This is a genomic window from Haliscomenobacter sp. (assembly GCF_033763495.1).
Lineage (GTDB): Bacteria > Bacteroidota > Bacteroidia > Chitinophagales > Saprospiraceae > Haliscomenobacter.
The window spans coordinates 1-12,406 of the sequence record NZ_JANRKL010000121.1 but is presented as its reverse complement, the minus strand read 5'-3'; the positions used below and the strand labels follow the sequence as shown (position 1 = coordinate 12,406).

The following is a 12,406-nucleotide window of genomic DNA, read 5'->3' as shown; positions in this document are numbered from 1 at the left end:
TGATGTTTCAAAAAAAGCTGTGGAAATTGTCATAAAGCCCATGGATTGATCCATCGGCCAAAGGTAAGGCAGTGGTAAAAATAAATCTTTTTTCGATTTGGTCAAAAAATTATTTGTTGCTTACAGGCTTCCTGCAACCACTGTTCCTTCCACCAAAGCCAACTGAACGTTCAAGTCCTGATCCAGTACCAACACGTCAGCATCTTTGCCCACTTCCAGGGAACCCTTTTGCTGATCCAATCCAATGGCTTTGGCTGGATTGAGTGAAGCCATGTGCAAGGCCTCTTGTAAGGTCGCACTGGTGTATTCTACAAACAGTTGTACTGCCCGATTCATGGTCAAACGACTGCCCGCCAAAGTGCCATCGGGTAAAAAACAAGCACGATCGGTTACGTTGACCAAACGATCAAAGAAATAAAACGCTTTGATGCCTGTTCCTGCGGGCAGTAAAGCATCAGTCACCAGGCAGATTTTATTGGGCCCTTTTGCCTGATAGGCCAGTTCCAAACCAGCTGGATGTACGTGTACCCCATCCGGAATGATTTGCACCATTGCCGATTGTTCGGTCAAAAAAGCCCCTGCTCCTCCGGGCGCCCGGTGGCTAAACCCGTTCATCGCATTGAACAAATGGGTGCAAATGTGCATGCCTTTGCGAATCCAATAGGTTGCGGTATCGTAGTCGGCTGCGGAGTGGCCAAAACTGGCGACTACCCCTTGCAGCCAAGCATATTCAATCAACTCAGCTGCACCGGGTAATTCGGGGGCAATGGTCATTAATTTTATCCTGCCTCCGCTGGAATCCTGTAAAGGCTGAAACAACTCGACGCTTGGTGTTTGGAGCCATTCCAGTTTATGGGCACCGCGCCGTTCGGGCGCCAGGAAACAGCTTTCAAGGTGAACCCCCAAAACTTTTGCGCCTTTGGTTTGCGCCGGGCTTTTTTGCGCAGCCTCGTTTACCGCCCACAGGGCTCGATGCAACAGTGGAATTTCAGCCGTAACGGTAGAAACCAGCATCCCAGTGGTGCCGTATTGGGCGTGGGTATGTAAAACGGTTTCTACCGACGCGGAATCAGCGTCCAATACAGAAACCCCACCCCCGCCATAGATGTGCAAATCGATAAACCCCGGAGAGATGATCTTTCCCTTTACATCAATAACCCTCGTGTCGGGGCTTATCTGCTGGAAAGGCTCGGCTGAAATGGCCTTGATGCGGCCGTTTTCAAGCCAGATGTGACCGTCCTGGATGATTTGGTGCGCTTGGTAGATGGTGCCGTTGCTGAGGATAAGGGACATGAGTATTGAGAAATTTAGGATTGAAGGTATTCATTTTGTTTATTAAAGCACATCCCTAAACTCTGGGGTCCGGTCGAATACACTCTTTGCGAATGGGCAGAGTGGCAGGATTTTGATGTGCTTTTCGCGGGCATAATCAACCGCTGCACTGACCATTTGTTTGCCGTAGCCCTTGCCCTCATTGCCGGGTTGGACTTCGGTGTGGTCGATAATGATGCGTTCAGGGCCAGCGAAGATGAAAGTCATTTGAGCCTGGATCATGCCTTCGGCTTCGATGAAGAAGTAGCCGTTTTTTTCAGTGAGGTGGAGTTGGACGTTTGCCATTGGGTGTCAGGAATTAAAAGCCTGTGTTGCCAGGTTTATTTGATTCTTACCGCAACTTACGCGTTAATCCACTATTTTTCCTGAAATTTACAGCTTAAAATACTTAGATTATGCAATATCTGCCAAGTCCCCAAAGGTATCAGTCCATGGAATACCGCCGCTGTGGCAACAGTGGATTAAAATTGCCAGCCATTTCGCTTGGCCTGTGGCACAACTTTGGCCACATCGATGTTTTGGAAAATGCCCGCAATATTTTGAAGGTTGCATTTGACAACGGCATTACCCATTTTGATTTGGCCAACAATTACGGCCCACCTCCGGGATCAGCAGAAGAGAATTTTGGCAAAATTTTCAAAGATAATTTTGTCCCCTACCGGGATGAATTGATCATTTCCAGCAAGGCGGGCTGGGGCATGTGGCCAGGGCCTTACGGCGATTGGGGTTCCAAAAAATACCTGGTGGCCAGTTTGGATCAAAGCCTAAAAAGAATGGGCCTGGATTACGTGGATATTTTTTACCACCACCGTCCCGATCCCGAAACACCACTGGAAGAAACTATGGCTACCCTCGATTTGATGGTCCGCCAGGGCAAAGCCTTGTATGTAGGTATTTCCAGCTATAAGCCAGCAGAAGCGGCCCAAGCTTTTAAAATCCTAAAAGAACTGGGTACCCCTTGTTTGATTCACCAGCCCAGGTATTCCATGTTCGACCGTTGGGTGGAGGATGGCTTGTTGGATGTACTGGAGGAAAATGGCGTAGGCTGCATCCCCTTTTCTCCCCTGGAACAAGGCCTTCTGACCAATAAATACTTGAAAGGCATTCCCGCAGACTCCAGGGCTTCCAGCCACCGGGGCAATGGTGCCATTGAAGAAGACTTTGTTTCTGAGGACAAAATCAATAAAGTTCGCGAACTCAATGTGCTAGCGGAAGCACGTGGGCAAAATCTGGCTCAAATGGCACTGGCCTGGATCATGAAAGATCCCCGCATCACTTCAGTCCTGATTGGGGCCAGCAAACCCAGCCAGGTGCTGGATTCCATTGGTTGCCTCGCCAATTATGCTTTTAGCGAGGAAGAATTGAAGCGGATCAACACCATTTTGCAATAATCTTTTCATACCTTAAAGAGAAGCAAGGTAAGTTCGGAGATTGTATCATGAAATAAAATCTCTGAACTTACCAACTTAAGCTACCATTGTCTGGATTGGTAAGGATAGCGAATATGGTACTGCTCCTTGATCATTTTCAAGACTTTAGTCCTTAACTCATCTACTCCTTCCTTACTCATGGCGGAAATCAGCACGTTATCATGCGTAAATAAATGTTTGAGGTTGCCCCGGATGCCTATTTCAATTTCCTCCTTGGCGTCATCCTCCAAAAATGGATCGTAATGCAGTTCGCGGTAACGGTCAATTTTGTTGAACACAAAAAGGGTGGGCTTCTGTAAGGCCTTCAATTCGTCCAGGGTATTGTTGACGGTACGGATTTGATCTTCGTGTTGGGGGTGCGAGATATCTACCACGTGCAACAAAATGTCACTTTCAAGGACTTCATCAAGGGTCGATTTAAAACTTTCGATGAGGTGGTGGGGCAATTTCCGGATAAACCCTACGGTGTCGGAAAGTAAGAAAGGCACCCCTTCCCAGGCTACTTTACGCACAGTGGTATCCAGGGTCGCAAAAAGTTTATTTTCGGCAAAAACCTCCGATTTGCTCAGGAGGTTCATCAAGGTCGACTTGCCTACGTTGGTATAGCCCACCAAGGAAACCCGAATCAACTCACCCCGGTTCTTGCGTTGGGTAGTTGCCTGGCGATCAATCACCTTGAGCTTTTCCTTCAGCAGGGCGATTTTGTCGCGAATGATCCGGCGGTCTGTTTCAATTTCTTTTTCCCCAGGGCCACGCATCCCGATACCCCCGCGCTGGCGTTCCAAGTGCGTCCAAAGGCCCCGCAGACGTGGCAGCAGGTATTGCATTTGGGCCAGTTCCACCTGGGTTTTGGCCTGCGCGGTTTGGGCGCGGGTCGCAAAAATATCCAGGATCAGGCTACTTCGGTCGATGATTTTGACTTTCAGGGCTTCTTCCAAGGCATTGGTTTGTTTGCCAGTAAGATCGTCGTCAAAAATGACCATTGAAATTTCTTCGTGCCGCTCGATATATTCTGCAATTTCTTCCAGTTTACCTTTGCCGATGTAGGTGCGGGAGTCGGGTGCAGCCAATTTTTGGGTAAACCGTTTTACTGCTACCGCACCTGCCGTGAGTGCCAGAAACTCCAACTCATCCAGGTATTCTTCAACTAGTTCTTCAGTTTGCGATTTGTGGATAACCCCCACCAAAAGGGCGAATTCCGCCTCTTGTTTGATGCCTTTTTTCCGCTGTTCTCCGATGTTCCACTCGTTTGCCATATCTCTATTTTCGTGCTAAGAATGACGCAAAAAATTACTTCCCAATTTTTTGAGGCTTTTGAATAGGAAACTCGCTTGAAAGGAAGCGTTGACTGCGTATTCAAAACCCAAATTGGGACATTAATTCTTCTGCGGTACCAACCAAATTGCGGGATTGAGTTTTTGTTTGTCCCGCCATACTTCAAAGTGCATTTCGGGCTTTTCAGTTCCCACCTGACCAATTTCCTGGCCACTATTTACCGTATCCCCCCTCTTGATGCTCACCGAAGCAAGATTGGAATACACGGTATAATAAGTGCCGTGTTGGATAATCACGGTGTATTGATAACCATTGATGAATTGAGCACCGACCACTTTTCCTTCAAAGACTGAGCGTACTTTCCCTGCAGGTACGGTACCTATGTCAAGGCCACTATTGGACACTTTTACATCTTTGTATTTGGGGTGCTGAAAAGTACCAAAACCTTGGACGATGCGCCCTTGATCCACTGGCCAACCGAGCCTGCCTCGCCGGGCGCCAAAAGAACCTGTAGCCGCCGCATCTTCGGCAGAGGGTGGAGGTTCATTTTCTTTGATGGTAGCTTTGGCCGTGGTACGATCCGTTTTGGTGGAAGGCAATGCCGTAACTGGTGCCGCAGGGTTATTGGTATTGGCCAAAGTTTCAGCGCTGCGGGCTTTTTTGCGTTGGGCTAACATTTCCTGCTGGATCACGTTTTCAATGACCTTATTGAGTTGGTTGTGTGATTTTTGCCGATTGGTCAATTCCTTTAGCAAAACTTTTTCATCGGCCTTCAAACTTTGGAGGGCCTTATCTTTATCCTGGAGTTCAACACTAAGGCTTTGTTTTTGCTGCTCTACTCCCCCCAGAAGTCTTTCTTTTTCCCGAATCTGGCGTTCCAGTTGGATCGTTTTTGCTTGCAAAGTTTTTTGGGTTTCGGCGATTATTTTTGCCTGGCGCTTGCGGTAGCGCTGGTACTGGCGGATGTACTGCCAACGGCGAATAGCCGTATTAAGGGTTTCTGCCGACAATAAAAAAACCAGGTAACTTTGGTTGAGTTTGTGACGTAGTGCCAGACGCAAGGTTTGGGTGTATTCCTGTTTCAGGCGGTTGATGTCCTCCTGCAAGGCGACCAGAACAGCATCGGTACGGATGATGCTTTCTTCGTTAAATGCAATTTCCTGCTGGAGGGTATTGATGAGTTGTTCTCGTTTTTTAACTTGAGATTGTAGGGTAAGAAAGACTTGTAAAGTAGCATTTTTGTCTTTCCGGGTGGCCGATAAACGGGTATTGGTCTGATCAATTTCTTCGATCAATTTGCGGCGCTTGTCCTCCAGGTCTTTCCGCGTTTGGGCAATGCCCTGCTGTGTCCACAAGGACAAACCCAGTAGCAACAACAGCGCCTGGCCAATGATTCGTTTATTTGATCCTCTTGAAACGCTGTGGGACATCAAATGGCATCGATATAGGGACATTGAGCTCTACCTGTGTGAATTGAATGTTTACTTCCACTTTTCCTGTTTCGCGGCTGTCCACCACGAATTTACGAAGATACGAAAAATCTTGTTTGTCGTTAGCCGCTTTGTATTCTTCCAGGTCCAAATTCAAACTGCGGGAGGCTCCTGGCTCTAAATATTGCAAATTGCGCAAGCGCAAGGCGGCCTTTTCAATGGACATTTTTACTTCTTTACCCGAACCGGAATCACTCAAAACATAAGCATCTCCCTCGGTGACACTACTAAATTTGCGTGAAAGGAAAAAAGGATTGCCCAATACCACCTGCTGAATCAACAACAAATTCCCTGGAAGTTGGTATTCTTTACTCAAGTGGTCAAGGCCGTAAACAGCATATTCGTTATTGATGCGATCGAGGATATGAACTGAATCCTTGGTGATCAGGGCACGCCCTACTTCAAATCCTAATTTGCTAAGGGTAACCCACACCGAACTGTCTTTTTGCATTTTGATTCGAGCTGATGCCGAGGCAGACATTTCAGGGCTGCGAAAATCAATCTTGGCTCTGGCATCAAAGGTTTTTGCTTTGATCTGATTGGTTTCGATGCGACGTACCAACAATTCAGTGGAACTGAGGTTGGCATCTCCCTTTGCCAGCTTTTTGGAGGTATTGCAAGCGAAGTTGAAACTTGCCAGTAGCAATAGCAAAAACAACTGAGGATTTGAAATCCTGTTTTTTACACCAAAACGATCTAAGCTAAATGCATTTAAGCCCTTATTCATGCAATTGTTTTTCATTGAATTTTTTCTTCAAAGACGGGGAAACACTTCCTTTTGTTACGGCCATACCCCATTGTTGTACGGCAGCGGTAGCATCCCCACTTTTGAAAAGAACATCGCCATATTGTTCGAGGTAAAGAGGGTTGGCACTGGGCAACAAGGATTCTAGCTTGTTTTTTGCCTCGCTGTTGTTGCCGCTGCGGAATTGAGCGCGGGCAAGGGCGAAAGTGGCGAGGCGAGATTGTGGTTCGGCTTGTTGAGCCTTTTGGGCCAATTGTAGCGCTTGAGCAGCTCCACTGCTGCGTTGGGCAAAGCTTAAAGACTGCCATGCGAGTACAGTGGCTGAATTGGCATTTATTTTGAGGGCTTCAGCAAAGTTTTGATCCGCCCCAGCAATATTGTTTTCCTGGGTTTGTGCCATGGCCAACAGACTCAATAAATGTTGACGAACCGCAGGGAATTTGGCAGACATCGGCAGGGCTTGAGCCACTAGGTCTTCCACATTGCTCAAGTGGTGCAAGGCGAGTTCAGCACTCGCAGCATGCACGTATACTTCGGGTTTGTTGGGGAATACATCAAGGGCATTTTCGCTGGCTTTTAAAAGAGCAGGCATATCACCCAGGTACTCCAGATCCGCAAAATAGGTTTCCCAATGGCTAAAGTCGGTATCGTCCAGTGCTAATGACTGCCGCATTTTTTCAACTGCTTCGGCCTTTTTGCCTTGTTTGCTCAACACAAATGCACTGATGGCAAATGGTTTTGCTTCTTTTGGGTACTGTTGTTCCAGGATTTCAGAAAGTTGTAATAATTCTTTGCCGGAAGTAACATCATTGGCGTTTTTGAACTTTTCAACGAGGGATGAAATTTTACCCAACTTCACCTCTAGGGAAACATCCCGGCTTTCAAAAGTCTGGCGCAAAGATCCCAAATACAGTACATCGTTTTGTTTGTTGACATCTCCTCCGGCCAGCGCCAGATTGGCTTTTGCATCATTGGCATCCAGGGTTAAAATTTTTCGATACACCCCGCGTGCTTGTTCTTTTTCACCGTTTTGGGTGTAGTATTCAGCCAGGTTATGCCAATAGTCAATGTTGTTGGGATGGGCTTCGGCCAGGCGCAGCAATTCACGGGTAGCTTTTTTCTGATCGCCCTGGGCAACATAAAGGCCGTGTTTGAGGCGAATAAGGTTTTCATTCATGCCACTGCGACGTTCCAGATCGTCGTATACTTTGAGGGCAGCGTTGAGTTCATTGGCCTTTACCAGGTAGAAAGCCCACTTGTAAAAATAATTGTACTGGGTGGGATACTGCCGGGCCAGTTGTTCATAGATGGCAGCAGCATCCTTGTACTGCCCCATTGCTTGTAGTGCATCAGCTTTGAGAATGGCGTACCAAACGTTGGCTGGATTGGCGGTTACTGCTTTGCTGACCCAGATTACAGCCTCTTCGGGTTGATTTTGCAGCATCAGAATCCGGGCCAATTCATAAGCTGCTGCTTCAGTATTGGGATATTCAGTGAGGAGTTTTTTGTACAATTCTTTGGCTTTATCCAAACGACCCAGCATTTTTTCCTTGCTGGCCTCAATGAGCAGCGCCTCGCGATCAATTTCTTTGTTGCCTACTATTTCTTGAGCATATAGGCTGATTACACTCAAAAACAATACCGTGAAAATTAAACTCCTCATAGACCAAAGATTTGGGGCGACTATCCTTTTGCGAAAGTAAAATCACCCATATTTAATGCTTTTGGAACCCCGGCGTATTCACTTTGATTGCCCATCATGGATTGAGTCATGGATACATGCCGCACAATGGCTTCGTTTTGAATGACACTATTTTCAATAACAGCATTTTCAACGGAACAGTTGCTTCCAATAGAAACGAAAGGACCAATTACTGAATTGCGAATTTGGGTGTTTGGACCAATGTAACAAGGGGGGATGATTTTGCTATTGTATAAGTCTACAGAGGGGTCGATCAGTTGTTCAAGGTTTTCTTTGAGCTCCAATATCCTTCGATTGGTTTCAAGCACATTTTCCATGTTTCCACAATCAAGCCATTCCTCAATGGTGGCTTTGCGAAACTTGCTTCCCAGGTTTTTCATCAATTCGAGGACCGAAGTAATTTGAAACTCCCCTTTGTCCTTGATGTTTCGGTTGATGAGATGCTCGACCTGGCTCCGAAAATAAGCTCCATCCCGGAAATAATAAATGCCCACGATAGCTTGATCAGAGATGAAGACCGGAGATTTCTCTACAAAATCAGTGATGATGTCGTCTTCAGTCGTTTTTACCACACCAAATGAAGCTGGATTGTCTACTTGTTTGACCCAAACCAGCCCATCCTGTGAAGTATCAAAATTAAAATCCGCTTTAAAAAGCGTATCGGCAAAAGCAACAATACAGGGGCCATCTAAACTTTCACGCGCTTTGTAAATAGCATGAGCGGGGCCAAGAGGTAAATCCTGCTTGTAAATGGAACATTTGGCACCAATCAAATTGGCGATACCCTCCAACTGGAGTTCTACTTCTTTCCCAAAATCGCCAATAACAAAGGCAACTTCTTCAATAACTTCTGAACATGATGCATGAAAATCCTCAACAATGCGCTGTACGATTGGTTTGCCTGCAATAGGAAGAAGTGGCTTAGGGATGGTTAAGGTGTGTGGACGTAAGCGTGAGCCTCGTCCAGCCATTGGGATAATCACTTTCATGAAAAAAACTTTTGAGGTCTACAAGTTTGTATATTAAAGGTTATTAAATCGTGATTGTATCTACGAAATTTACACCTTAAATGTTACAAACATGTAGACTCTTTTGTTTTTATGGATTTGAACCTTATTCTACAACCGTCACTTTCAACATATTGGTTCGATGGCGGCGGTGCAAGGGCATGGTTGCAGTATTTACAATGATGTCCCCTTCCTTGATGACTCCATCTTGTTTCAAGATATCGGTTACGTCGGTGATCGTTTCATCGGTAGTCGTAAATTGATCATAGTAGTAGCAGCGCACTCCCCATACCAGGTTCAGGGTCGACAACATGTGGTGTCGATCTGAAAAGATGTAAATTTCGATGGTATTTTTAGGGCGGTAACTCGATACCTTGAAAGCGGTATAACCCGAACTGGTCATCCCTACGATCGCTTTGGCATGAATGTCCTCCGCCGTTTTGGCAGCGTTCAAACATACCGCATCAGAAAGGAATGTGCGGGATTGAGGGGAAGGGATGGGACGACGTGATCCAATAACAAAGTGCTTTTCCGCTTCCACAATGATCTTTGTCATGTATTCTACCACCTTGACCGGGTGCATGCCCGAAGCGGTTTCTCCACTCAACATCACTGCGTCTGCTCCATCCAATACGGCGTTGGCTACGTCGGTAGCTTCGGCACGGGTTGGTGAAGGATTGGTGATCATGCTTTCCATCATTTGAGTAGCCACAATCACAGGGCGAGCGCGTTGCAAACACTTCTGGATGATCATCTTTTGGATATTCGGCACTTGTTCGATCGGCAATTCGATTCCGAGGTCACCACGAGCCACCATTACGGCATTGGATGCCTTGATGATTTTGTCGATGCGCTCAATGGCCTCGGGTTTTTCAATTTTGGAGATGATCTTGGCTGGGTGTCCTTTTTCTTGTAAAATTTCGCGCAGTTGTTTCACGTCAGAGGCACGGCGAACGAAAGACAAGGCAATCCAGTTGACTGGCTGGGTCATGATGAAGTCCAAGTCTGCCAGGTCTTTTTCGGTCAAACAAGGCAGCGACACTTTGGTATTCGGAAGGTTAACGCCTTTACGCGAGGACAAGATTCCACCGTAAATGGTTTTCAGCTTAACGGTATCTTTGGAGTTCGTTTCCACCACTTCAAAGACCAGCTTACCGTCATCTACAAGTACCGTTTCGCCCGCTTTTACATCTTTGGGGAAATCCTGGTAGCTCATGTAGATTTTTTCCATATTGCCCACGCATTTTTCGTTGACAAAAGTGACCACATCACCTGGCTTGAGTTCCAGAGCGTTGTTTTCAATTTCGCCTACGCGCAATTTGGGGCCTTGCAAATCGGCGAGAATACCGATATGCATTCCGTATTTCTCATTGATGTATGTTACGTGATTGATGACCTGCAGGTGATCGTCATGGGTACCATGCGAAAAATTGAGGCGAAACACGTTCACCCCGGCCTTGGCCAAATCGAGCAGAGCTTCGTAGGTTCTGGAGGCTGGGCCGACCGTAGCTACGATTTTTGTGTTTTTGATTGGGTGCGCAGTAGCTTCCATCGTTTGCGTTAAAGGTTGGATGAAAATAAAAATTGGTTAAAAAGGTGCTTGCACAAAGAAAATTATCAAAGGCAAACTAAGTGTAAATTTTACAATAAACTTTGGTGTAAAAGTACGTTTATATTGGAGAAAACAAAAACACTTGCAATGAATAGCACTTTAATTCAGGAGTCAAGATCATGAGTTCCATCCTGCTGACAGGTGCACGTGCGCCGGTAACGCTGGAGTTGTGCAGGGCCTTTGCACAACAAGGGCATCGGGTGTATTTGGCAGATATGCACCTGCTGCCAATTGCGCGCTGGAGCCGATTTGTGGAGCAATACCTGCGGATTCCGGCTCCGCTGCAAGAGTTTGAAGCATTCACCCAAGCCTTGAAAGATTTGATCAAGCGCTATCAAATCGAGCACCTGATTCCCACTTGTGAAGAGGCTTTTTATGTGAGTAAAATCAAGGATGAACTGCCTTGCCGGGTATGGACCAATGGCTTTGATCTCATGGTAGAATTGCACCACAAACAGCGGTTTTTGGATTTGGCGAAAAACTTTTTCCACATTCCAGCAACACTACCCTGTACCGATTTTGAAGATTGGAAAAATGCGGAAGCTTATGTGTTCAAACCCGTTTTTTCCCGTTTTGCCAGCCAGGTCATCATTGGGCAGCCGGAACAAAAATGCCAGGCACCACGCAAAAAACCGCAGGGTTGGATCGCACAAGAGCGGTTGATTGGACAGGAAATTTGTGTGTATTCCATTTGGCGCAAAGGGCAACTGGGCGGCTTTGCGGCCTACCGCCCCATGCAGCGTGCAGGTAAAGGAGCCAGCGTGTATTTCGAGGGCTTTTTTCGGCAAGACATTTTTGAAACAGTAAAAAAATTTGGGGAGCATTACCAAATCGAAGGGCAATTGAGTTTCGACCTGATGCTCTGCGGCGATAAAGTGTACGTACTGGAATGCAATCCACGCTCCACGAGTGGTGCACATCTGTTGGGTGAAGATTTGGCTGCTTGTTTTTTTACCGACCAACAGATCGTATTAAGGGCCGCAAAAAACAAAGCCATCAAACTGGCCTGGCTGTTGAACCATCCTCAATCCATTTTTTTCAAAGATTTTTCGAAATTGGAAGACGTCATCTGGCATCCGCTAGACCAAGGACCTTTTTTTTTCCAAGGTCTGAGTGTACTCGAATTGCTGTACCTCGCCATCCGCCATCAGCAAAATGTGTTGGCGGTTTCTACCCGGGATATTGAGTTCAATGGCTAAAGAATTACAAAGCTTTTTGTATTTTCACGCTTCAAAAAATACCATTCATCATGTCATTCGAAGTTGAAGGAAAATTGCATAAGGTCTTTCCATCTGAAAATAAATCGGGTAGCTTCCAGGCTCGTGAGTTTGTGATTGAAGTGGAAAGTGGACAGTACCCACAATTCGTCAAGTTTCAACTGGTGCAAGATCGTTGTAGCCTGATCGACGATTATACCGAGGGTGAAAACATCAAGGTTCATTTCGACCTGCGCGGTCGGGAATGGCAAGGCAAATATTTTACCAATTTGAACGCCTGGCGTTTGGACCGGCCTTCCAAAGCAGAGAAAAGTAGTGCTCCGAATCCTTCTGCAGAAGAGGATGGATTTTTCCCTAGTGCTGGTGATGAGCGCACGAGTGGTGGTGGAAGCAGCAGGGATATGGATGATCTGCCGTTTTAGGCTTCATACCTGAGGTGTGCCTTAAGTGCCTGAGGTTTCTTAGTTCTACTTTGTCAGATTAGAAATATAGTAAATTTATGGGGTTTAAATCAAAAAAAGATGACTGAAAAAAACTGGAATCCTACGTTAGTTGCTACGGTGGCTACTTTGTCCGAGGCAAACGTTCAGTCTTGG

At 46.3% G+C, this 12,406-nt stretch carries 11 protein-coding genes; 3 read left to right on the top strand and 8 right to left on the bottom strand.

What is annotated here, in order from left to right:
* Positions 1 to 120 precede the first annotated feature (120 nt).
* Both nagA and SFV55_RS12910 read right to left on the bottom strand, forming a co-directional pair.
* Positions 121 to 1,293, bottom strand: a complete 1,173-nt coding sequence (nagA, locus tag SFV55_RS12915; protein WP_320029923.1) for an N-acetylglucosamine-6-phosphate deacetylase — start codon at positions 1,291 to 1,293, stop codon at positions 121 to 123.
* A gap of 42 nt (positions 1,294 to 1,335) precedes the next feature.
* Entirely contained in the window at positions 1,336 to 1,617 is a 282-nt protein-coding gene (locus SFV55_RS12910; protein ID WP_320029922.1) for a GNAT family N-acetyltransferase, read from the bottom strand.
* Positions 1,618 to 1,727: 110 nt separating this feature from the next.
* Between SFV55_RS12910 and mgrA the strand changes: the two genes are divergently transcribed.
* Entirely contained in the window at positions 1,728 to 2,723 is a 996-nt protein-coding gene (gene mgrA / locus SFV55_RS12905; RefSeq protein ID WP_320029921.1) for an L-glyceraldehyde 3-phosphate reductase, read from the top strand.
* A gap of 80 nt (positions 2,724 to 2,803) precedes the next feature.
* On the opposite strand, the gene hflX is transcribed toward mgrA, so the two are convergent.
* The 6 genes from hflX to pyk form a co-directional block, all read right to left on the bottom strand.
* A complete protein-coding gene (hflX, locus tag SFV55_RS12900; protein ID WP_320029920.1) occupies positions 2,804 to 4,018 on the bottom strand; it encodes a GTPase HflX in 1,215 nt (404 codons plus the stop codon).
* 120 nt (positions 4,019 to 4,138) lie between these two features.
* Positions 4,139 to 5,467, bottom strand: coding sequence for a murein hydrolase activator EnvC family protein (locus tag SFV55_RS12895; RefSeq protein ID WP_320029919.1), 1,329 nt, complete (start codon positions 5,465 to 5,467; stop codon positions 4,139 to 4,141).
* Positions 5,436 to 6,254: a DUF4292 domain-containing protein gene (locus SFV55_RS12890; protein WP_320029918.1), complete on the bottom strand. Its 819-nt coding sequence runs from the start codon at positions 6,252 to 6,254 to the stop codon at positions 5,436 to 5,438. The genes SFV55_RS12895 and SFV55_RS12890 overlap by 32 nt, the downstream gene beginning before the upstream one ends.
* Positions 6,247 to 7,935 carry a tetratricopeptide repeat protein gene (locus SFV55_RS12885; RefSeq protein ID WP_320029917.1) on the bottom strand — a complete coding sequence of 563 codons (1,689 nt, stop codon included), beginning with the start codon at positions 7,933 to 7,935 and terminating at the stop codon, positions 6,247 to 6,249. Before SFV55_RS12885 ends, SFV55_RS12890 begins: the two co-directional genes overlap by 8 nt.
* Positions 7,936 to 7,955: 20 nt before the next feature.
* Positions 7,956 to 8,963: a sugar phosphate nucleotidyltransferase gene (locus SFV55_RS12880; protein WP_320029916.1), complete on the bottom strand. Its 1,008-nt coding sequence runs from the start codon at positions 8,961 to 8,963 to the stop codon at positions 7,956 to 7,958.
* Positions 8,964 to 9,087: 124 nt separating this feature from the next.
* A complete protein-coding gene (pyk, locus tag SFV55_RS12875) occupies positions 9,088 to 10,533 on the bottom strand; it encodes a pyruvate kinase (protein WP_320029915.1) in 1,446 nt (481 codons plus the stop codon).
* Between the two features lie 179 nt (positions 10,534 to 10,712).
* On the opposite strand from pyk, the gene SFV55_RS12870 reads away from it, so the two are divergent.
* Both SFV55_RS12870 and SFV55_RS12865 read left to right on the top strand, forming a co-directional pair.
* Entirely contained in the window at positions 10,713 to 11,792 is a 1,080-nt protein-coding gene (locus tag SFV55_RS12870; protein ID WP_320029914.1) for an ATP-grasp domain-containing protein, read from the top strand.
* A 50-nt stretch (positions 11,793 to 11,842) separates the two neighbouring features.
* Positions 11,843 to 12,232, top strand: coding sequence for a DUF3127 domain-containing protein (locus SFV55_RS12865; RefSeq protein ID WP_320029913.1), 390 nt, complete (start codon positions 11,843 to 11,845; stop codon positions 12,230 to 12,232).
* The last annotated feature ends 174 nt before the right edge of the window (positions 12,233 to 12,406 follow it).